This window comes from Escherichia sp. WS33, assembly GCF_046486385.1.
Classification (GTDB): Bacteria; Pseudomonadota; Gammaproteobacteria; order Enterobacterales; family Enterobacteriaceae; genus ECMA0423.
The window spans coordinates 235,697-257,841 of the sequence record NZ_JBJQLJ010000001.1 but is presented as its reverse complement, the minus strand read 5'-3'; the positions used below and the strand labels follow the sequence as shown (position 1 = coordinate 257,841).

The 22,145-nt window shown below is 51.6% G+C and carries 20 protein-coding genes, 2 tRNA genes and 1 other RNA gene; 10 read left to right on the top strand and 13 right to left on the bottom strand.

Annotation, left to right across the window (positions count from 1 at the left end; translation table 11 throughout):
- Positions 1-149 precede the first annotated feature (149 nt).
- The 3 genes from ACJHXA_RS01325 to ACJHXA_RS01315 all read left to right on the top strand — a co-directional run bounded on the left by ACJHXA_RS01325 (position 150) and on the right by ACJHXA_RS01315 (position 531).
- Positions 150-234 (top strand) — tRNA-Tyr (locus ACJHXA_RS01325).
- Positions 235-268: 34 nt separating this feature from the next.
- Positions 269-353 (top strand) — tRNA-Tyr (locus ACJHXA_RS01320).
- A gap of 46 nt (positions 354-399) precedes the next feature.
- A non-coding RNA gene (locus tag ACJHXA_RS01315) (RtT sRNA) lies at positions 400-531 on the top strand.
- 183 nt (positions 532-714) lie between these two features.
- On the opposite strand, the gene narI is transcribed toward ACJHXA_RS01315, so the two are convergent.
- The 5 genes from narI to narK all read right to left on the bottom strand — a co-directional run bounded on the left by narI (position 715) and on the right by narK (position 9,161).
- Entirely contained in the window at positions 715-1,392 is a 678-nt protein-coding gene (gene narI, locus ACJHXA_RS01310) for a respiratory nitrate reductase subunit gamma (RefSeq protein ID WP_001160110.1), read from the bottom strand.
- The gene (narJ, locus tag ACJHXA_RS01305) at positions 1,392-2,102 is read right to left on the bottom strand and encodes a nitrate reductase molybdenum cofactor assembly chaperone (protein WP_000571699.1); all 711 of its coding nucleotides are present in this window, start codon (positions 2,100-2,102) and stop codon (positions 1,392-1,394) included. Before narJ ends, narI begins: the two co-directional genes overlap by 1 nt.
- A complete protein-coding gene (gene narH / locus ACJHXA_RS01300) occupies positions 2,099-3,637 on the bottom strand; it encodes a nitrate reductase subunit beta (RefSeq protein WP_000702660.1) in 1,539 nt (512 codons plus the stop codon). The genes narJ and narH overlap by 4 nt, the downstream gene beginning before the upstream one ends.
- Positions 3,634-7,377: a nitrate reductase subunit alpha gene (locus ACJHXA_RS01295; protein ID WP_000032943.1), complete on the bottom strand. Its 3,744-nt coding sequence runs from the start codon at positions 7,375-7,377 to the stop codon at positions 3,634-3,636. The genes narH and ACJHXA_RS01295 overlap by 4 nt, the downstream gene beginning before the upstream one ends.
- 392 nt (positions 7,378-7,769) lie before the next feature.
- A complete protein-coding gene (gene narK / locus ACJHXA_RS01290) occupies positions 7,770-9,161 on the bottom strand; it encodes a nitrate transporter NarK (protein WP_000019827.1) in 1,392 nt (463 codons plus the stop codon).
- 338 nt (positions 9,162-9,499) lie between these two features.
- Here narK and narX point away from each other — a divergent pair, with 338 nt between their 5' ends.
- Positions 9,500-11,296, top strand: coding sequence for a nitrate/nitrite two-component system sensor histidine kinase NarX (gene narX, locus ACJHXA_RS01285; protein WP_000918060.1), 1,797 nt, complete (start codon positions 9,500-9,502; stop codon positions 11,294-11,296).
- The gene (gene narL / locus ACJHXA_RS01280; protein ID WP_000070486.1) at positions 11,289-11,939 is read left to right on the top strand and encodes a two-component system response regulator NarL; all 651 of its coding nucleotides are present in this window, start codon (positions 11,289-11,291) and stop codon (positions 11,937-11,939) included. The genes narX and narL overlap by 8 nt, the downstream gene beginning before the upstream one ends.
- Here the strand turns inward: narL and ychO are convergent, their stop codons facing one another.
- The gene (ychO, locus tag ACJHXA_RS01275; protein ID WP_039023412.1) at positions 11,940-13,334 is read right to left on the bottom strand and encodes an inverse autotransporter invasin YchO; all 1,395 of its coding nucleotides are present in this window, start codon (positions 13,332-13,334) and stop codon (positions 11,940-11,942) included.
- A gap of 184 nt (positions 13,335-13,518) precedes the next feature.
- Here ychO and ychN point away from each other — a divergent pair, with 184 nt between their 5' ends.
- Entirely contained in the window at positions 13,519-13,872 is a 354-nt protein-coding gene (ychN, locus tag ACJHXA_RS01270; RefSeq protein WP_001169669.1) for a DsrE/F sulfur relay family protein YchN, read from the top strand.
- Between the two features lie 43 nt (positions 13,873-13,915).
- On the opposite strand, the gene chaC is transcribed toward ychN, so the two are convergent.
- The gene (gene chaC / locus ACJHXA_RS01265; RefSeq protein ID WP_001297117.1) at positions 13,916-14,611 is read right to left on the bottom strand and encodes a glutathione-specific gamma-glutamylcyclotransferase; all 696 of its coding nucleotides are present in this window, start codon (positions 14,609-14,611) and stop codon (positions 13,916-13,918) included.
- 157 nt (positions 14,612-14,768) lie between these two features.
- Entirely contained in the window at positions 14,769-14,999 is a 231-nt protein-coding gene (gene chaB / locus ACJHXA_RS01260; RefSeq protein WP_001146442.1) for a putative cation transport regulator ChaB, read from the bottom strand.
- Between the two features lie 269 nt (positions 15,000-15,268).
- Between chaB and chaA the strand changes: the two genes are divergently transcribed.
- From chaA to ACJHXA_RS01240, 4 genes are all read left to right on the top strand, one after another.
- Entirely contained in the window at positions 15,269-16,369 is a 1,101-nt protein-coding gene (gene chaA, locus ACJHXA_RS01255) for a sodium-potassium/proton antiporter ChaA (RefSeq protein WP_001295620.1), read from the top strand.
- 404 nt (positions 16,370-16,773) lie between these two features.
- Positions 16,774-16,881, top strand: a complete 108-nt coding sequence (locus ACJHXA_RS01250; RefSeq protein WP_074147554.1) for a type I toxin-antitoxin system toxin Ldr family protein — start codon at positions 16,774-16,776, stop codon at positions 16,879-16,881.
- A 427-nt stretch (positions 16,882-17,308) separates the two neighbouring features.
- Positions 17,309-17,416, top strand: a complete 108-nt coding sequence (locus tag ACJHXA_RS01245; protein WP_074147554.1) for a type I toxin-antitoxin system toxin Ldr family protein — start codon at positions 17,309-17,311, stop codon at positions 17,414-17,416.
- A gap of 427 nt (positions 17,417-17,843) precedes the next feature.
- Entirely contained in the window at positions 17,844-17,951 is a 108-nt protein-coding gene (locus tag ACJHXA_RS01240) for a type I toxin-antitoxin system toxin Ldr family protein (protein ID WP_000170954.1), read from the top strand.
- A 148-nt stretch (positions 17,952-18,099) separates the two neighbouring features.
- Here ACJHXA_RS01240 and kdsA read toward each other — a convergent pair whose 3' ends face one another.
- From kdsA to prfA, 5 genes are read right to left on the bottom strand one after another with little or no spacing between them, the layout of a single operon-like run.
- A complete protein-coding gene (gene kdsA / locus ACJHXA_RS01235; RefSeq protein ID WP_000811065.1) occupies positions 18,100-18,954 on the bottom strand; it encodes a 3-deoxy-8-phosphooctulonate synthase in 855 nt (284 codons plus the stop codon).
- Between the two features lie 35 nt (positions 18,955-18,989).
- A complete protein-coding gene (sirB1, locus tag ACJHXA_RS01230; protein WP_001257044.1) occupies positions 18,990-19,799 on the bottom strand; it encodes an invasion regulator SirB1 in 810 nt (269 codons plus the stop codon).
- 3 nt (positions 19,800-19,802) lie between these two features.
- On the bottom strand, positions 19,803-20,195 hold the full coding sequence (gene sirB2 / locus ACJHXA_RS01225) for an invasion regulator SirB2 (protein WP_000200378.1): 393 nt from the start codon (positions 20,193-20,195) through the stop codon (positions 19,803-19,805).
- Positions 20,192-21,025: a peptide chain release factor N(5)-glutamine methyltransferase gene (prmC, locus tag ACJHXA_RS01220; protein ID WP_000456571.1), complete on the bottom strand. Its 834-nt coding sequence runs from the start codon at positions 21,023-21,025 to the stop codon at positions 20,192-20,194. The genes sirB2 and prmC overlap by 4 nt, the downstream gene beginning before the upstream one ends.
- A complete protein-coding gene (gene prfA, locus ACJHXA_RS01215) occupies positions 21,025-22,107 on the bottom strand; it encodes a peptide chain release factor 1 (protein WP_000804726.1) in 1,083 nt (360 codons plus the stop codon). Before prfA ends, prmC begins: the two co-directional genes overlap by 1 nt.
- Positions 22,108-22,145: the final 38 nt, after the last annotated feature.

Below are 22,145 nucleotides of genomic sequence, written 5' to 3'. Positions count from 1 at the left end.
AAATAACTGGTTACCTTTAATCCGTTACGGATGAAAATTACGCAACCAGTTCATTTTTCTCAACGTAACACTTTACAGCGGCGCGTCATTTGATATGATGCGCCCCGCTTCCCGATAAGGGAGCAGGCCAGTAAAAAGCATTACCCCGTGGTGGGGTTCCCGAGCGGCCAAAGGGAGCAGACTGTAAATCTGCCGTCATCGACTTCGAAGGTTCGAATCCTTCCCCCACCACCATCTCAAGTATTACCTCAAAATTTGAATTACCCCTGGTGGGGTTCCCGAGCGGCCAAAGGGAGCAGACTGTAAATCTGCCGTCATCGACTTCGAAGGTTCGAATCCTTCCCCCACCACCATCACTTTCAAAAGTCCGTGAACTCTCAAACGAATCCGCGATTAAATATTCTGCCCATGCGGGGAAGGATGAGAAGCCTCGACCAAGGTTCGACTCGAGCGCCAGCGAGAGAGCGTTGCCGCAGGCAACGACCCGAAGGGCGAAGCGCGCAGCGTTGAGTAATCCTTCCCCCACCACCATCACTTCCTTAAATAATCAAAACCTGTTACTCCGAGCTAATTTTGCCCGATGGCACCACGTTTACCGGGCCTACAATATCCTCCCCTGTAGGTCGGATAAGCGAAGCGCATCCGACAACTCACCCCGCACCGTGCCCATAAAAAAACCCCGCCGAAGCAGGGTCTATGTGAACTAAAATTCGCTTAGTGACGAGCGCGCACCAGCTGGTACTTACGTGTCAGATACTCCACCGGTACGCTCCAGATGTGTACCAGACGCGAGAACGGGAACAGCAGGAATAACGTCATCCCCAGCACCAGGTGCAGACGGAAGATAAACGCCACACCATCGAGGTGTTGAGAAGCGCCACCGTGGAAGGTCACCACCGACTGCGCCCAGCCAACCAGTTTCATCATCTCGCTACCGTCCATATGCTGAGCGGAGAACGGAATGGTCAACAGGCCCAGCGCGCACTGGATAACGAGCAGCGACAGGATCAGGATATCCGCTCCGGTAGTGGTTGCACGCACGCGTGGGCTGAACAGACGACGCTTCAGCAACAGCACGCCGCCAATCAGACACAGCACGCCGCTGGCACCACCAGCAAACATCGCCATTTTCTGTTTCACTTCAATCGGCAGCCAGGCTTCATACATCCAGTGCGGCGTCAGCATACCGAAGAAGTGACCAACAAAAATCCCCAGAATACCGATATGGAACAGGTTCGACGCCAGGTTCATCCCTTTGCGATCCAGCATCTGGCTGGACGCCGCGCGCCAGGTGTACTGCCCGTAGTCATAACGCAGCCAGCTACCAATCAGGAAGACCGCCCCGGCTATGTACGGGTAGATATCAAAGAAGAACATATTCAGGAATTGCATTAGTGCTGTCCTCCGGTGGTGATATTCAGATATTGCGGCGCGACGGCACCGGCAAAGCGACGCTGATGAGCAGTGATTGCTGAATCACCGCAGCCTTTGTCAGCAAAGAATTTAACCTGCTCTTCTTCCCAGACAGCATCCAGCGCCTGCGGCGTATCATCGCGCGCTTCGTCGGCAATTTTTTCCGCCACTTTGTCGCTGTCGATAGCGGTATTGGCCAATTTCAGCAGCAGATCAAACATCACGGCATAACGGCTTTCACGCTGTTGCAGACGCGCGCTCAGCAATGCCAGAATCGGCGCGATATCTTTCAAACCTTCCACGGCTTCGCTTTGCGGCAGCTGCGACAGGTACTCCAGATACAGCGGCAGATGGTCCGGTAATTCGCGGCTGTTTAACTGCAAGCCGTGCTGCTCGTACTGCGCCAGCAGGTCCACCATCGCCTGGCCGCGGTCACGGGATTCACCGTGAACATGTTCAAATAGCAACAGTGACGTGGCGCGGCCACGGTCGAACAGTTCGCTGTACTGGGCCTGGGCATCGAGCGGATCCATCGCCGTTAAATCGCGCAGGAAAATGCCCAGCGCATGGGCATCTTCTTTCGACAGATTTTTCGACGCAGCAATCGCCTCAAACATCTCTTGTTGATGCTGCCATAAGGCAGCATCCGGATATTCAAGGAGACGCGATACAATCACGAGTTCGATCATGGATGCGGCTCCGTTTTGCTGGTCACATCGATGGCATCGATACGACGGCTGTTGAACAGATTGAATTTGGTATCTGAACCGTGGCAGCCATCACCAAAGGTAAAGCCGCAGCCATTTTTCTCCGGGAAGGCTTCCCGTGCCAGTTCACGATGACTACTCGGCACCACAAAGCGATCTTCGTAGTTAGCAATCGCCAGATAACGGTACATCTCCTGTGCCTGGGCTTCGGTCAGACCGACCTCTTCCAGCGCACGGGTATCAACTTTACCGTCAACGGTTTCAGCACGTTTGTAATGACGCATCGCCAGCATACGTTTCAGTGCGCGCAGTACCGGTTTGGTATCACCGGCGGTCAGCAGATTCGCCAGATACTGTACCGGAATACGCAAGCTTTCGACGTCTGGCAGAATGCCGTTGCTACCCAGCTCACCCGCGTCTGCCGCAGACTGAATCGGAGACAGAGGCGGCACGTACCAGACCATCGGCAGTGTGCGATATTCTGGATGCAGCGGCAGCGCCAGTTTCCATTCCATTGCCATTTTATAAACCGGCGACTGCTGTGCGGCTTCAATAACGCTCAGCGGAATACCGTCTTTAATCGCCTGCTCGATGACTTTCGGATCGTTCGGATCGAGGAACACCTCCAGCTGACGCTGGTAAAGATCTTTCTCGTTCTCGGTGCTGGCTGCACGTTCAATCGCGTCGGCATCGTACAGCAGCACGCCAAGATAACGGATACGACCGACACAGGTTTCTGAGCACACGGTCGGCTGACCCGCTTCAATACGCGGATAGCAGAAGATGCACTTCTCAGACTTACCGCTCTTCCAGTTGAAGTAGATTTTTTTGTACGGGCATCCGGTGATGCACATACGCCAGCCACGGCATTTATCCTGGTCGATCAGGACGATGCCATCTTCTTCACGCTTGTAAATCGCACCGCTCGGGCAGGTCGCCACACATGCCGGGTTCAGGCAGTGTTCGCACAGGCGCGGCAAATACATCATAAAGGTGTTTTCGAACTGGCTATACATCGCCTTCTGGATGTTGTCGAAGTTCTTGTCTTTCGCCAGCTTGTCAAACTCACCGCCCAGGTCATCTTCCCAGTTCGGCCCTTTTTCGATTTTCGCCATCCGTTCGCCGGTAATCAGCGAACGCGGACGGGCAATCGGCTGCGATTTGCTGCCTTCCGGCGCGGTATGCAGGTTCTGATAGTCAAAATCGAACGGCTCGTAATAATCGTCGATCCCCGGCAGATGCGGGTTAGCGAAGATTTTACCCAGCAGCATGGCACGGTTACCCATGCGCGGCTGCAGTTTGCCGTTGATTTTACGGATCCAGCCGCCTTTGTATTTTTCCTGGTTTTCCCAGTCAGTCGGGAAGCCCTGGCCCGGCTTGGTTTCCACGTTGTTGAACCACGCGTATTCCACGCCTTCACGGCTGGTCCAGACGTTTTTACAGGTAACTGAACAGGTGTGGCAGCCGATGCACTTATCGAGATTCAGCACCATGCCGACTTGTGAACGAATTTTCATTTTACGCTCTCCTGTACCTGGTCATTGCCTTCGCCATCTAACCAGTCAATGTTCTTCATCTTACGCACTACAACAAACTCATCGCGGTTAGAACCTACGGTGCCGTAGTAGTTAAAGCCGTATGCCAGATGGGCATAGCCGCCGATCATATGCGTCGGTTTCGGCGTGATACGGGTGACCGAGTTATGGATACCACCACGCTGTTGGGTAATTTCCGAACCAGGCAGGTTAACGATACGTTCCTGCGCGTGGTACATCATGGTCATCCCTGCCGGAACACGCTGGCTGACAACCGCACGGGCAGTCAGAGCACCGTTGCTGTTGAATACTTCAATCCAGTCGTTATCGGCGATACCCAGATCTTTGGCATCGGCTTCACTCAACCAGACCACCGGACCACCGCGACCTAAAGTCAGCATCAGCAGGTTGTCGCTGTAGGTGGAGTGGATACCCCACTTCTGGTGCGGCGTCAGGAAGTTGAGCGCTTTTTCCGGGTTGCCGTTGGATTTCTGGCCTATCACTTCTTTCACCGAACGGGTGTCGATCGGCGGACGATAAACCAGCAGGCTTTCACCGAAATCACGCATCCACTGGTGATCCTGATACAGTTGCTGACGACCAGTGAGCGTACGCCATGGGATCAGCTCGTGAACGTTGGTGTAACCGGCGTTGTAAGAAACGTGTTCATCTTCCAGACCAGACCAGGTCGGGCTGGAGATAATTTTGCGCGGCTGTGCCTGAATATCGCGGAAGCGGATCTTCTCGTCTTCTTTATTCAGCGCCAGATGCGTATGGTCACGACCGGTAAATTCGCTCAGGGCAGCCCAGGCTTTCACGGCTACCTGACCGTTGGTTTCCGGTGCCAGTGTCAGGATCATCTCTGCCGCATCAATTGCGGTGTTCAGCATCGGCTGGCCTTTCGCCGGACCTTCCGCTTTGGTGTAGTTGAGCTTACGCAGCAGATCCATCTCGCTCTGGGTGTTCCAGGCAATCCCTTTACCGCCATTACCGATTTTCTCCATCAGCGGGCCGATAGAGGTAAAGCGTTCGTAAGTCGCCGGATAATCACGCTCTACGACCATAATGTGTGGCGCGGTTTTACCTGGGATCAGGTCGCACTCGCCTTTTTTCCAGTCTTTCACATCCAGCGGCTGCGCCAGTTCAGCGGCAGAGTCATGCTGGATAGGCAGCGTGACGATGTCGGTTTCTTTACCCAGATGGCCGACGCACACTTCGGAGAATTTCTTCGCGATGGCTTTGTAGATTTCCCAGTCGCTTTTCGCTTCCCAGGCCGGATCGACCGCCGCAGACAGCGGGTGAATAAACGGATGCATATCCGAAGTATTCATGTCGTCTTTTTCGTACCAGGTCGCCGTCGGCAAAATGATGTCGGAATAGAGACAGGTGCTCGACAGACGGAAGTCCAGCGTAACCACCAGATCCAGCTTGCCTTCCAGACCATTGTCCTGCCAGTCCACTTCTTCCGGCTTCACGCCGCCCTGTTGCCCCAGATCTTTACCCTGGATACCGTGCTCCGTCCCCAGCAGGTACTTGAGCATAAACTCATGACCTTTACCGGAAGAACCGAGCAGGTTAGAACGCCAGATGAACAGGTTGCGCGGGTGGTTTTTACCGTTTTCTGGTTGTTCTGCCGCAAAACGGATGGAACCCTCTTTCAGGGATTTCACCGTATAGTCCACCGGATTCATCCCGGCTTTTTCCGCTTCGCCAGCGATAGTCAGCGGGTTAGTGCCTAACTGCGGTGCAGACGGCAGCCAGCCCATGCGTTCCGCACGGACGTTAAAGTCGATCAAGTGTCCGGTATAGCGGGATTTGTCCGCCATCGGTGACAGCAACTCTTCCGCCGTGACGGTTTCATAACGCCACTGGCTGGAGTGGTTATAGAAATAAGAAGTGCTGTTCATGTGACGCGCCGGACGCTGCCAGTCAAGGGCAAACGCCAGCGGCTGCCAGCCGGTTTGCGGACGCAGTTTTTCCTGACCTACATAGTGCGCCCAGCCGCCCCCGCTCTGACCGACACAGCCGCAGAAAATCAGCATGTTGATCAGACCACGATAGTTCATATCGAGGTGATACCAGTGGTTCAGCCCCGCACCGACGATAATCATCGAACGACCGTGCGTTTTATCAGCGTTATCGGCAAATTCACGGGCGATGCGAATAATCTGGCTGCGAGAAACGCCGGTAATCTGCTCGGCCCAGGCCGGGGTATAAGCTTTCACATCGTCATAGCTGGTTGCACAGTTAACGTCGTTCAGGCCACGTTCCAGACCGTAGTTTGCCAGCGTCAGATCATAAACGGTGGTCACCAGGGCGGTGCTGCCATCAGCCAGTTGCAGGCGTTTCACCGGCAGTTTGTGCAGCAGCACGTTTTCCAGTTCCACTTTGTTGAAGTGTTCCGTGCCGTCGCCACCAAAGTACGGGAAGCCTACCTCAGCGATCTCATCCTGGCTACCCAGCAGGCTCAGTTGCAGCTCGGTTTCTTCGCCAGTTTTGCCGTCGCGCTGCTCAAGATTCCATTTGCCCTTCTCGCCCCAGCGGAAGCCAATAGAACCGTTCGGCGCAACCATTTCGCCATTGGTATTAAAGGCGACAGTTTTCCATTCCGGATTGTTTTCCTGGCCCAGCGCATCAACCAGATCAGCAGCGCGCAGCATACGACCTGCAGCGTAGTAACCGTCGCGTTCTTCCAGCATCACCAGCATCGGCATGTCGGTGTAGCGACGCACATAGTCGGTGAAATACTGGCTTGGGTTGTCGAGGTGGAATTCACGCAGCATTACGTGGCCCATCGCCAGCGCCATTGCCGCATCGGTGCCCTGTTTCGGTGCCAGCCACAGATCGCACAGTTTGGCGATTTCAGCGTAGTCTGGTGTGACGGCAACAGTTTTGGTCCCTTTGTAACGCACTTCAGTAAAGAAGTGAGCATCCGGGGTACGCGTCTGCGGCACGTTTGACCCCCAGGCGATGATGTAGCTGGAGTTGTACCAGTCAGCAGATTCCGGTACGTCAGTTTGCTCGCCCCAGGTTTGCGGAGACGCAGGAGGCAAGTCGCAGTACCAGTCGTAGAAGCTTAAGCAAGTACCGCCAATCAGCGAGAGATAGCGTGCACCCGATGCGTAAGAAACCATCGACATTGCCGGAATTGGCGAGAAACCAGCAACACGGTCCGGGCCGTAGTTTTTGATGGTGTAAACGTTAGATGCGGCGATCAGTTCGTTCACCTCCTGCCAGGAAGAACGAACAAATCCACCGCGTCCACGCGCCTGCTTAAAGCTTTTCGCTTTATCGGCGTCTTCAATGATAGAAGCCCATGCCTCAACCGGATCGCTATGCAGCGCCTTCGCTTCACGCCACATTTTCATCAGGCGTTTGCGCATCATCGGGTATTTCAGGCGGTTGGCACTGTAAAGATACCAGGAGTAGCTGGCACCGCGCGGGCAGCCGCGAGGTTCATGGTTTGGCAGATCCGGACGGGTACGCGGATAGTCAGTCTGCTGGGTTTCCCAGGTGACCAGACCGTTTTTGACGTAGATTTTCCAGCTGCAGGAGCCGGTGCAGTTTACCCCGTGGGTAGAGCGGACGATTTTGTCATGCTGCCAACGCTGGCGATATCCATCCTCCCAGTCACGGTTGGTATTGAGAAGCTGGCCATGCCCATCGGCAAAGGTTTCACCCTTCTGTTTGAAGTAGCGAAACCGGTCCAGGAATTTACTCATCGGTTTTCTCCTGTGGGAGCCTGTCGGCCCTCTGATAAATCGACATTGCTAATGTTTAAGGGCAAGGTAACGCTCTGAAACAGCGTGGGAATTGATAACGATCAAGAGTGATGGGGATGAAAAATAAAGTAAATTCCTAAGATACCCCTTTAGGATAATTAACAGACACCACATAACAGACTGTAAATTAAGACGTTTTATACCTGTAGTTATTTAAACTATTAAGATTTTTATGCAGATGGGTATTAAGGAGTATTCCCCATGGGTAACATATTAATGGCTCTTAATGAAATCCGGCGAAATAAGCCATATAATATGAGTATGTTGTAACTAAATGACGCATAAAAAAAGCGCGACATCATGCCGCGCAAAGGATAATCAAATATTAAGATTTATTTTTTAGAATGCCGACCATATACCGCCCAGGTAATCACTACGCAGGCGATATAGAAAATCAAAAATACTTTCATTGCGCCAACTGGCGAACCCGTTAATGCCAGCGAGCTACCGAACGCTTTCGGGATAAAGAAGCCACCTATCGCGCCAATCGCAGAGATGAAACCCAACGCCGCCGCCGTGTCGGTTGCCGCTTCACGCATCGCACGTTCGTCAGAACCCCCTTCTGCTTTCACGCGATCCATTGTCAGTTTACGAAAGATCACTGAAATCATCTGGAAAGTGGAACCACTACCCAGCCCAGCTGTCAGGAACAGCGCCAGGAAGACCGCGAAGAACGCCATGAAGCTTCCGCCCTGCCCGTCAGTAGGTAAGGTCAGGAACAGCAGGCCGCTGAAAATCGCCATCAGAATAAAGTTCACCAGCGTGACACGAGTTCCGCCCAGACGGTCAGATAATGCACCACCTGCAGAACGCGCCAGCGCACCAATAAACGGCCCGAAGAAAGCGTATTGCAGAATCTGAACATCCGGGAACTGCGTTTTTGACAGCATTGCAAAGCCCGCGGAGAAGCCGATAAAGGAGCCGAAGGTTGCCAGATACAGCAGGCTCATAATCCACAGATGACCCCGTTTGAGTACCGGCAACTGCTCCTTGATGGAGGCTTTCGAGGTAGCAAGATCGTTCATGCCAAACCACGCTGCAATGGTGAAGATGGCAAGGAACGGCACCCATATCCAGGACGCATTCGCCAGATACAGCTCAGTCCCATCCGGCTGTTTGACGCCCTGGCTACCAAATACTGCGAAAATCGACAGTGATACCACCAGCGGAGCAACCAACTGCATGACGCTGACGCCCATGTTTCCCAGACCACCATTCAGACCCAGCGCGCCACCCTGCTTCTGTTTCGGAAAGAAGAAGCTGATGTTTGCCATACTGGATGCGAAGTTCGCGCCAGCAAAGCCGCATAGCAGAGAGATGATGATGAAGACGCTATAAGGCGTGGAGGTATCCTGCACGGCAAAACCCAGCCAGACGCAAGGAATAATCAGAATACCGGTGCTGAACGCCGTCCAGCGACGACCACCGAAGATAGGAACCATAAAGGAGTATGGAACACGTAATAACGCGCCAGAAACCGAAGGCAGCGCAGTCAACATAAATAGCTGATCGGTCGTAAAATTAAAACCGACTTTCGGTAAGTTCACCGCAACAGCGCTGAACAACATCCATACGCAAAACGCCAGCAGCAGACAGGGAACGGAAATCCACAGGTTACGGCTGGCAATACGTTGACCGCGTTGTTGCCAGAACGCAGGATCTTCCGGTCGCCAATCTGTAATGACAGCTCCAGTAGCCCTTTCGGGGGCGGATGAGTGACTCATAGACACCTCTGATACTCGTTTCGATGTCTGCCACCTTAGTGTCTGTAGCTAAAGGCAATTTGATGTAAATCAAACGATAAGATAACTTTATCTATCATTGATATTTATCATTACCCATAGTGAGTACAGTGATTTCATAAAAATTATGAGATTTTTCACGGTGCTGTAGAATCCCTACCCTTACCGATGTAAAGCGACTAACCACACGGCAAATAAGGAGTAACTCTTTCCGGGTATGGGTATACTTCAGCCAATAGCCGAGAATACTGCCATTCCAGAATGTATCGTCACATTCATTAAGGTTATTGCTCATTTAAAGCCTGAAGGAAGAGGTTTACATGCTTAAACGTTGTCTCTCTCCGCTCACCCTGGTTAATCAGGTTGCGCTTATTGTGTTGCTTTCTACTGCTATTGGACTGGCAGGGATGGCGGTTTCTGGCTGGCTGGTGCAAGGCGTTCAGGGCAGCGCCCATGCGATCAACAAAGCGGGATCGCTGCGCATGCAAAGTTACCGTCTGTTGGCAGCAGTGCCATTAAGCGAGAAAGACAAGCCCTTAATTAAAGAGATGGAACAAACGGCATTTAGCGCCGAGTTGACTCGAGCAGCAGAACGAGACGGACAACTGGCGCAATTACAGGGTTTACAAGATTACTGGCGTAATGAACTGATCCCTGCGTTGATGCGTGCACAAAACCGAGAAACGGTGTCAGCGGATGTCAGCCAGTTTGTTGCCGGGCTTGATCAACTGGTATCTGGTTTTGACCGCACCACGGAAATGCGCATCGAGACAGTGGTACTGGTCCATCGGGTAATGGCGGTATTTATGGCACTTTTACTGGTGTTCACTATTATCTGGTTGCGGGCGCGACTGCTACAACCGTGGCGGCAACTGCTGGCAATGGCGAGTGCCGTCAGTCATCGCGATTTTACCCAACGCGCAAACATCAGCGGGCGCAACGAAATGGCGATGCTTGGAACTGCGTTGAACAATATGTCTGCAGAACTGGCCGAAAGTTATGCCGTACTTGAGCAGCGGGTTCAGGAGAAAACCGCCGGGCTGGAGCATAAAAATCAGATCCTCTCTTTTTTATGGCAGGCTAACCGCCGTTTGCATTCCCAAGCCCCGCTGTGTGAACGCCTGTCACCTGTACTCAACGGCTTACAGAATTTAACCCTGCTACGTGATATCGAACTGCGGGTTTATGATACTGATGATGAAGAGAATCATCAGGAGTTTACCTGCCAACCAGATATGACTTGTGATGATAAAGGCTGCCAGCTCTGCCCGCGCGGCGTATTACCCGTTGGCGATCGCGGCACAACCCTGAAGTGGCGGCTGGCTGACTCTCATACGCAGTACGGTATTTTGCTGGCGACCCTGCCGCAGGGGCGTCATCTTAGCCATGATCAACAACAACTGGTGGATACCCTGGTTGAACAACTCACCGCCACGCTGGCGTTGGATCGCCATCAGGAACGTCAGCAACAGTTGATCGTGATGGAAGAGCGTGCCACCATTGCGCGCGAACTGCATGATTCTATTGCCCAATCTCTCTCTTGTATGAAGATGCAGGTGAGTTGTTTACAGATGCAGGGCGATGCGCTGCCAGAAAGCAGCCGCGAACTGTTAAGTCAGATCCGTAACGAACTGAATGCATCCTGGGCGCAGTTGCGTGAATTGCTCACCACATTCCGCTTGCAGCTCACCGAGCCTGGATTACGTCCGGCGCTGGAGGCGAGTTGCGAAGAGTACAGCGCCAAATTTGGCTTCCCGGTGAAGCTGGATTATCAATTGCCGCCTCGTCTGGTGCCTTCGCATCAGGCAATCCACTTGTTGCAAATTGCCCGTGAGGCATTAAGTAACGCCCTCAAACATTCGCAAGCGAGTGAGGTCGTGGTGACGGTGGCGCAAAACGATAATCAGGTCAAACTGACCGTACAGGATAACGGCTGCGGCGTGCCTGAAAATGCCATCCGCAGCAATCACTACGGCATGATAATAATGCGCGACCGTGCGCAAAGTTTACGAGGCGATTGCCGCGTCCGCCGTCGTGAATCAGGTGGCACCGAAGTGGTGGTCACCTTTATTCCCGAAAAAACTTTCACAGACGTCCAAGGAGATACCCATGAGTAATCAGGAACCGGCTACTATCCTGCTGATTGACGATCACCCGATGCTGCGAACTGGCGTAAAACAGCTTATCAGTATGGCACCAGCTATCACCGTGGTTGGCGAAGCGAGTAATGGCGAACAGGGTATTGAACTGGCGGAATCTCTTGATCCCGATCTGATCCTGTTAGATCTCAATATGCCCGGCATGAACGGTCTGGAAACGCTGGATAAACTGCGCGAAAAGTCCCTCTCAGGGCGCATTGTGGTATTCAGCGTCTCTAACCATGAAGAAGATGTGGTCACCGCACTGAAACGCGGCGCGGATGGCTATCTGTTAAAAGATATGGAACCGGAAGATCTGCTGAAAGCATTGCATCAGGCAGCTGCTGGCGAAATGGTATTAAGCGAAGCATTAACGCCTGTTCTGGCCGCCAGCTTGCGCGCTAACCGTGCCACTACTGAGCGCGATGTTAACCAGTTAACCCCACGCGAGCGCGATATTCTCAAGCTGATTGCCCAGGGTTTGCCGAACAAGATGATTGCCCGCCGCCTGGATATCACCGAAAGCACAGTAAAAGTGCACGTCAAGCACATGCTGAAGAAAATGAAGCTCAAGTCTCGCGTGGAAGCAGCGGTATGGGTGCATCAGGAGCGCATTTTCTGATTACGGTTCCCAGCGCAGTTCGTCGTTTGACAATGCATCGAACGGTTCGACAAGCGTTAGCGTGATCTCATTGGAGGAGACACGCTGCCCCTGGTTATCTTCCACAACCACCGACAATCGCCAGTGATTGCTTGCCCCTTCCCCGTTCTGCCAGTCAGGCATGATCAGCGTCCAGCCCTCCGCGCTGTTGGCTTGTGCGCCCGGCGTCAAACTTAATATCTGCGTATCGCCCTGCCAAATCAGTTGCCGAATACCGTAACGACTGCGGATTTGTAATTTCAGCGGCACTGTTTCGCCAGGTTTTAGATCCCACGGCGGTGTCGCCAGAAACACCGTTAACGTTTTTCGCTGTCGGTACTCAAGAGTCGGTAGATTATTTCGCTGCGGATTGTCATAGCGACTACCACGTAACGACTGACTTTCGGCAACCTCACCCGCAGAAAGTTGTTTTTTGAGCGGTACACCAAAGCGGTAATTAAGATTCAGCCCGAGGTTATTTTGATTCTCGCCACTTTCACCCTGTTTATGCTGGGCCGTCACAGTGACTAATGGCACAGGGGTGTAATTTAATCCCAGACTCAACGCGACGGGATTGTGATAACCCGTACCAGAGTTAAACAAATCAACACGATCACCAAAATACTGTTCTACGCTGACACTGGTATTGAGGTGTTGATAGAACGGCATGCGCATCCGGGCTGTCAGGTCATACCCGCGCGCCATCCGTTGTTCCTGCGTGGCTGTCTGTTCATGCCATGCAGCAAACGGCTGATAAAAGTTTGCCGATAGTCGCAAATATTCGCCCCACGCTTCGGCACCAAAGCCCGCTCGCTGAAGATTTTCGTCCAGCAAGTTGTCATAAAAAGTGTTATAACCCACCAGCCAGTTGCCGCGCGCCCAGCGTTGCCCAACGCCCACATTGCTCACCAACCCATCATCCTGCTGAGTAAGACCAAGCTGGCTCCAGGTGAGATAACGATCATTATCTTGTAACGGCACAAACCAGCTTCCACGACTGCCGGTGAAATGTCCTTCGTTATCCACTTTGACGTCAACACTGGCATTTCCCCACAGTGATAGCCAGGACTCTACGTGCTGATTAACCTGTTGACTAAGCGCGTCGCGGACTTTTCCCAATGCGAAAGCTTTTGCCTGCTCGCCAGTATCCAGCCCGTTATCATTCATACTGGTTTCGCCGAAATCTTTCACAATTTCAGCAAAGTGTTTTTCCCCATCATGATTTTCGGGAGCCATGCCTAAATCCGGCAGACCATCATTGTTATTATCATAGGGATTTGCCGCTTTTTGCTCGAAGGTAGATTGTGCGTTAGCTGTACCGCCTGCTACAAGCAAGAGTAAATAAAACGGGATAATGCGAGGAACGAAACGGCTCAAAACGTCGGTAACTTCCGGTAATAATGAAAAACCATAGCCTTAAAGAATAACGATTACTGGCAACTTTTGTCGTATTTTCTCGCGCTTTCAGGAAAATCCTTAAAAATGTGACCGATTGGTCAGACGCTGCAGAAGCAGTAAGATAGAAGATGAATGTCTAATTCCCTGAATACAGGAGTAAATAATGCAAAAAATCGTGATCGTTGCCAATGGCGCACCTTACGGGAGCGAATCCTTGTTTAACAGCTTGCGGCTGGCCATTGCGTTACGAGAGCAGGAGAGCAATCTGGATCTGCGTCTGTTCCTGATGTCTGATGCGGTCACAGCCGGGTTGCGCGGGCAAAAACCAGGGGAAGGCTACAACATTCAGCAAATGCTGGAGATCCTTACCGCTCAGAATGTACCGGTGAAATTGTGCAAAACCTGTACCGACGGGCGCGGGATTAGCACACTTCCTCTTATTGATGGGGTGGAAATCGGTACTCTTGTGGAGCTGGCGCAATGGACGCTGTCAGCCGATAAAGTGCTCACATTTTAATGTTTGAGGGGGCGTCTGACGCCCCACTATGAGGGAAGTTTACTCAGGCGAATCCCGGCCGTAACACACCATCCGGATAATTCTCCGCCAGCAGTTTTTTTACCGATACCAGCAAATCATTCAGCCCATCGTCCTGCATTCCCAGTTTGATAAGCTCCTGTTCCAGTGAAAACAGGTATTGTGCGTTGGTTCCCAGCGGACCGCTCGCCGCCGCAATCAACGGCGCGATGACCTGAGCGCGAGTGTCAGATTCATATTCTGGATGTCGCGGGTCCATAATAAACACAATGGCGTTTACTGTGCATCCATCATCAAGATCAAGCTGACACCAGGTTGGCAGATAACAGCCGGTAATCATCTCGCGCTTCCACAACAGGGTTAGTTCCTGCTCCAGCGTCTCTTCTGGCAGTCGATAGGCGACGCCTGTAGTGCGTCCGCCCTCTTTCAGTGCAAGCATCCGTCCCGGCTGGTGCGCAGTCCCGCGCCCGGCGGTCAGGCGCAGGCAAAACGCGCGATGCCATCCAACCAGTGTACCGGTGCACGACTCGGTAAACTCCAGTGCCGGATTCCACATCAACGATCCATAACCGAAGATCCACACCGGTCCCTCATCAGGTCGACAAGCCAGCGTCGCCGCCAGCGAAGCCGCCCGTTGCTCTGCTGACCATAAGAGTGATTCTTCAATGGCACCAAATGCCGTTTTACAATCGGCATTCATCAAGAAATCACGCGTTATCACCTTACACCTCCGCCACTGCATACTTCCCTGCGACAACTTTTTGGTGTCTTCCGGACATTTTTACTGCTCATTTTGAAACCACTAACGGGACAATATGCAATCCACGGACCACTTGCAAGGCAACACCGCACGAATAGCTTTAACTAAGCTACCGGTTTTACGATTTTTTATGCCATTTATCATCATCCCCTTTGGCATATTCATGCTTCACAGCAGCCCAGGCCACTTTATGCGCGGTTTCTTCGCGACTGGCGTCATCACGCCGATCGTCTTTATCTTTATATTGATCCCATGCGCTGTTGAACGCTTCTTTATAGATATCCTGGGCATGAGACGGTAGAACGTGCTTTACGCTTTCCGGCAGATCGCTTTTCGTTTTATACGGCATCGTTGACTCCTTTTACAAAGTTGAACATTAAGTGTGGTCAACAATATCTACTCTTGCCAAAACATAGGAATTTTCATGTCAGACTGTTCTTAAGAAACGCTAAAACAAACATTGTCTAAACGTAATACTTATTTTTATGTCCCAATGAGTAAAAAATCGACAGTGGGGTAAAAATTCGTAAAATGTTACCGATATCCAGACACTTTCTGTTATTTTTCCTACCTATTTTTTACATTTTCGATAAATTCATCTGCAAAGGGATAACCATAATGTCAAATGCTCAAGAGGCGGTAAAAACCCGCCACAAGGAGACTTCGCTTATTTTCCCGGTTCTGGCGCTGGTAGTGCTGTTCCTGTGGGGAAGCAGCCAGACACTACCAGTGGTCATTGCCATCAATCTTCTTGCGCTTATTGGTATTTTAAGTAGCGCCTTTAGTGTTGTCCGTCATGCGGACGTATTAGCCCATCGCCTGGGAGAACCTTACGGTTCGCTTATTCTTAGCCTTTCAGTGGTTATTCTTGAAGTCAGTTTGATTTCAGCTTTAATGGCAACCGGCGACGCCGCGCCAACGCTAATGCGTGATACGCTCTATTCAATCATTATGATTGTTACCGGTGGGCTGGTTGGCTTTTCATTATTGTTGGGCGGTCGTAAGTTTGCCACCCAATATATGAATCTGTTTGGTATCAAGCAGTATTTAATTGCGCTGTTCCCCCTGGCGATAATCGTACTGGTATTTCCAATGGCTCTGCCTGCGGCGAATTTTTCAACCGGTCAGGCGTTACTGGTAGCATTAATTTCTGCGGCAATGTATGGCGTATTTTTGCTGATCCAGACCAAAACGCATCAAAGTTTGTTTGTCTACGAGCACGAAGATGACAGTGATGACGATGACCCGCATCACGGTAAACCGTCTGCCCATAGCAGCGTGTGGCATGCTATCTGGTTGATTATCCATCTGATTGCCGTTATTGCAGTCACCAAAATGAATGCCAGCCCGCTGGAGACATTGCTCGACAGCATGAATGCCCCTGTCGCCTTTACTGGCTTCCTGGTGGCTCTGTTGATTCTGTCGCCGGAAGGTTTAGGTGCGTTAAAAGCAGTGTTGAACAACCAGGTCCAGCGCGCGATGAATCTGTTCTTTGGTTCAGTGTTAGCAACCATTTCGCTTACCGTACCTGTCGTCACGCTAATTGCCTTTATGACGGGTAACGAATTACAGTTTGCACTTGGTGCGCCAGAAATGGTGGTGATGGTGGCCTCTTTAGTGCTGTGCCATATCTCCTTCTCCACCGGACGTACTAACGTGCTCAATGGCGCAGCGCATCTGGCACTGTTTGCCGCCTATTTGATGACGATATTTGCCTGACAGTTATATCTCCTCCGATGACGGAAATCGGGGGAGATAAGATAAATTCCTGCTTATTGTATTTCTTCATACTACCTGGACAGCTCGTTAATCAGAATTGCGAGCCTGTACCACAACCTGCACGAAACCACTGCAACAGCTGTTGAAAAGCCGGAATGTACTCTTTATTGCAAACATTTCAGGGATGAAGTGAAGATGAATTGAGACGTAGTATCCACACCAAGCCGGAATTATCCGGTGAGGCGCAATGTTGCGGGGGCTTTATCCCTGGTGGCATTGGTTGCTGGAAAGAGAAAACCCCCGCACGTTGAGAGGTAAAACCTGACAACAGAACGGGGGCTAATCTTGAAACCAGACACTTCAAGAATAGCCGCAAAATGTTGTCATTACAACAAGGCGGCTATATGACGCTCGCGCAGTTTGCCATGACTTTCTGGCACGACCTGGCGGCACCGATCCTGACGGGGATTATTACCGCAGCGATTGTCAGCTGGTGGCGTAACCGGAAGTAAGGTGAAAACGGGCGTCAGGCTGCCGTGATGGCAATATGCGCCCGAAACCGGCCGCAGGGGTAACAGCCTGCGGCCATTTTTGTCTTTATCTCTTCCACAAGTAAATATTGGCAACCCGAGCTGGAAGCATCATCCAGAGTACTCATGAAACGACTGTAACAGCTGTTGAAAAACCGGAATGCACTCTTCATTGCAAACATTTCAGGGATGAAGTGAAGATGAATTGAGTCGTAGTATCCACACCAAGCCGGAATTATCCGGTGAGGCGCAATGTTGCGGGGGCTTTATCCCTGGTGGCATTGGTTGCTGGAAAGAGAAAACCCCCGCACGTTGAGAGGTAAAACCTGACAACAGAACGGGGGCTAATCTTGAAACCAGACACTTCAAGAATAGCCGCAAAATGTTGTCATTACAACAAGGCGGCTATATGACGCTCGCGCAGTTTGCCATGACTTTCTGGCACGACCTGGCGGCACCGATCCTGACGGGGATTATTACCGCAGCGATTGTCAGCTGGTGGCGTAACCGGAAGTAAGGTGAAAACGGGCGTCAGGCTGCCGTGATGGCAATATGCGCCCGAAACCGGCCGCAGGGGTAACAGCCTGCGGCCATTTTTGTCTTTATCTCTTCCACAAGTAAATATTGGCAACCCGAGCTGGAAGCATCATCCAGAGCCCTCATGAAACGACTGTAACAGCTGTTGAAAAACCGGAATGCACTCTTCATTGCAAACATTTCAGGGATGAAGTGAAGATGAATTGAGACGTAGTATCCACATCAAGCCGGCGTTATCCGGTGAGGCGCAATGTTGCGGGGGCTTTATCCCTGGTGGCATTGGTTGCTGGAAAGAGAAAACCCCCGCACGTTGAGAGGTTTAACCTGACAACAGAACGGGGGCTAATCTTGAACCAGAACAATTCAAGAATAGCCGCAAAATGTTGTCATTACAACAAGGCGGCTATATGACGCTCGCGCAGTTTGCCATGATTTTCTGGCACGACCTGGCAGCACCGATCCTGGCGGGAATTATTACCGCAGCGATTGTCGGCTGGTGGCGTAACCGGAAGTAAGGTGAAAACGGGCGTCAGGCTGCCGTGATGGCAATATGCGCCCGAAACCGGCCGCAGGGGTAACAGCCTACGGCCTTTTTTGTATCTGGCACCCATGAAAAAAGTCTTAACGCAGAACGCTAAGACTTTATTTTTCAAGCAAAAAAGATTACTTGCTGGTATCCAGTTCTTCGAAACCTTTCACCAGATCATCAATCGCTTTCATCTGCTTGAGGAACGGTTCCAGTTTAGCCAGCGGCAGCGCGGATGGACCATCACATTTCGCATGTTCCGGATCCGGATGCGCTTCAATAAACAGCCCCGCCAGACCTACCGCCATACCGGCTCGTGCCAGCTCAGCCACCTGAGCACGACGACCACCGGAAGCTGCGCCAAACGGATCGCGGCATTGCAGTGCGTGGGTCACGTCGAAAATCACCGGCGAGTTACCAGACACTTTCTTCATAATGCTGAAGCCCAGCATATCGACAACCAGGTTGTCATAGCCGAAGTTAGCACCACGATCGCAAAGAATCACTTTTTCGTTGCCGCCTTCTTTGAATTTATCAACGATATTACCCATCTGTCCCGGGCTGACAAACTGTGGTTTCTTGACGTTAATTACCGCACCGGTTTTCGCCATGGCTTCAACCAGGTCAGTCTGGCGAGCAAGAAACGCCGGCAACTGAATCACATCCACGACATCAGCAACGGGCTGTGCCTGACTTGGTTCGTGAACGTCGGTGATAATTTTCACGCCAAAAGTCTGCTTCAACTCCTGGAAGATTTTCATCCCTTCTTCCAGGCCCGGTCCACGATAAGAGTGGATGGAGGAGCGGTTGGCTTTGTCAAAAGAGGCTTTGAACACGTAAGGGATACCCAGTTTCTGGGTCACAGTTACGTAGTGCTCGCAAATGCGCATCGCCAGATCGCGAGATTCCAGCACGTTCATACCGCCAAACAGTACGAACGGCAGGTCATTTGCTACGTTGATGTCGCCAATGCTAACCACTTTTTGTTTCATAGGATCGCCTTAATCTTGAGTAAAATGTCGATTAATTAATGCAGCACAATATGTTTATGCGCGATGTTATTTATTTGCGCACGGATCATTTCGCTGATCGGGTCTTCCGGACACTGTTCAACGAAATAACTTAAATCGTTCAACGCAACGTGTTCGCAATCCAGTTGCGCATAAATCAACCCGCGATCGCGAATTTCATAGGGATCTTCAGGGTTGAATTGTAATAAAGCTTCGCTGGTGCGTAACGCCAGCTCCATCTGATTTTCTTCCATCAACGAGGCTTTGAGTGTATCCAGCAATTTGCGGATTACCTCAATGTTATCAGCTTCATCAAGGTCTTCATAAAACAGTTCCGCCGACGGGCTGATATTTCCCTTTAACCATACGTCCAGCATATGTTCGCTTAACGATTCACCGTTAAAAGGATTAATCAGCCAAATTTCGCCATCCGGACATTCAATGCGCAATATCAGCTGCGTAGGGAAAATCACCGGCAGCAGCGGCAAATCGAGACGATTCGCGACCCATAATAAAACCGCACCTAATGATACCGCACTGCCCTGTCGATTCTTTAACACCTGGTCCAGCCATAATGCATCGGAAAGACGATAAACGCCGCGTGAGGCTTTAAATCCCCAGTCGCCGTAAAACAGCGCGATCAGTTTTTCCAGCTGCTCTTCTAAAGGCAGAAGCTGGCTGATTTCTTCCTTCGCCAGACTAACGAGACGCTCCAGTTCGTCGTAAACATCTTGCGAGGGAAAATCGCGGCGGATTGCTTCGCAAGCCAGGATCATGCCTTCGCACAATGGCGCTTTATTAAATTCGAAATCAGCTAACGATCTCATGACTTACCCCAGTAACGGTACTTTTGTGGTGGCGAGTTTAATGATGATGTACAGCACCACCAACGCCAGCGGGAAGGCAATAATGCGCGCCTGCTGACTGTGCATACGACGATAATCGAGTGCAATAAAACCCAAAACGATATAAATGATAACTCCAAACAGCTTTTCAGTCAGCCACTGTGCCTGCCCGGAAAATGGCAGGATGTGCGCTTTAGCCATCAACGCAATGCCGCTTAACAATAACACCGTATCGACAACCGGCGGCACAATGCGCGTCCAGCGAGCAAATGCCTGTGGATGCTTCTGATAACGTAGCCAGAAACGTAAGGTTAATAGCCCAACAGAAAGCGCGATACTAATAAGATGAACACTAAGCAGTGTAGAAAAACTTGTCATTGATAATAGCGGCCGAGCGTTACGCGCTCGTTATCACCATAGTCACGGCAGGTTTCGACGTCATGATACCCCGCGAGGATAAATGCTTGTCGCACCGCTTCGCCCTGCTGCCAGCCATGTTCCAGAAGCAGAAAGCCGCCGGATACCAGCGCGTTACGCGACTGTTCGATGATATGCACGATGTCTGCCATTCCACTGTCTGCCGCAACCAGCGCAGTGAGCGGCTCAAAGCGGACATCGCCTTGTTGAAGATGTGGGTCCTGCTCGTCAATATACGGCGGATTGCTGACAATCATCGCAAACTGCTGCCCGGCTAGCGCGCTAAACCAGTCGCTTTGCAGAATGTGGATATTTTTGATCGCCAGATGCTGGGCATTACGTTGTGCCAGGGAGACAGCATCAGGCATACGATCTACAGCGATAATTTCGCAGTCCGGGCGCTCGCTAGCCAGCGCAAGCGCAATCGCCCCGGTACCCGTCCCGAGATCGAGAATACGGCAAGGTTGTTCAGGCAACCGCGCCAGTGCCTGCTCCACCAGACACTCCGTATCCGGGCGCGGAATTAAGGTCGCTGGCGAAACAAATAACGGCAACGACCAGAATTCTCGCACCCCGGTTAAATGAGCAATGGGTTCACCATCGCGACGACGTGTCAGTAGCGCATCAAGTTGCTGACATTGTTCGTCAGTCAGCTGCGTTTCACCAAAGGCCAGAATAAAAGTCCGCCCCCTGCCAGTGACATACTCCAATAAGATTTCAGCGTCACGGCGTGGGCTTTCGCTCGCCTGAAGTTGGCTTATTGCTTCACGTAACCAGTATTGATATTCCATTATTCCTGCTCGGACAACGCCGCCAGTTGGTCGGCCTGATGTTCCTGGATAATCGGTTCAATCAGCATATCCAGCTTACCTTCCATCACTTCATCCAGACGGTAGAGTGTCAGGTTGATGCGGTGATCGGTAACGCGCCCCTGCGGGAAGTTGTAAGTACGGTTACGGTCGCTGCGATCGCCACTCCCCAGCAGGTTACGACGGGTAGACGCTTCGGCCTGTTGCCGTTTTGCCATTTCTGCAGCGTGGATACGAGCACCAAGTACAGAAAGTGCCTTCGCTTTGTTTTTATGTTGTGAACGTTCATCCTGACATTCAACAACAATCCCGGTCGGCAAGTGAGTAATACGAATTGCCGAATCGGTGGTGTTAACGTGCTGACCACCCGCCCCTGACGAGCGGAAAGTATCAATGCGTAAATCTGCTGGGTTGATGTCCGGCAGTTCTGCGTCAGGCAGTTCTGGCATTACCGCAACGGTACAAGCAGAAGTATGAATACGACCCTGCGATTCCGTAGCAGGAACACGCTGCACGCGATGACCGCCAGATTCAAATTTCAGACGACCATACACACCATCACCGCTAATTTTGGCGATGATCTCTTTATAACCACCATGTTCACCCTCGCTGGCGCTCATGATTTCTACCCGCCAGCGGCGGGCTTCGGCGTAACGGCTGTACATACGGAACAGATCGCCTGCGAACAGCGCCGCTTCGTCGCCGCCGGTTCCGGCTCGGACTTCGAGGAAGGCGTTACGTTCGTCATCAGGATCTTTTGGCAGTAACAGAACCTGTAATTGCTGTTCCAGTTGCTCGCTTTTTTCTTTAGCTTCGCGCAGTTCATCCTGCGCCATCTCACGCATTTCAGGATCATCGAGCATCATCTGTGCGGTTTCGATATCTTCCTGAACCTGTTGCCAGTCGGTAAAACAGCGCGAAACATCACTTAACTGCGCATATTCGCGTGATAATGCGCGAAAACGTTCCTGGTCGGCGATAGTTTGCGCGTCACCCAGCAACGCCTGAACTTCTTCATGGCGTTCATGCAGGGCTTCCAGTTTGGCAACGATAGAAGGCTTCATAGGCGTAAATGCACCCTGTAAAAAAAGAAAATGATGTA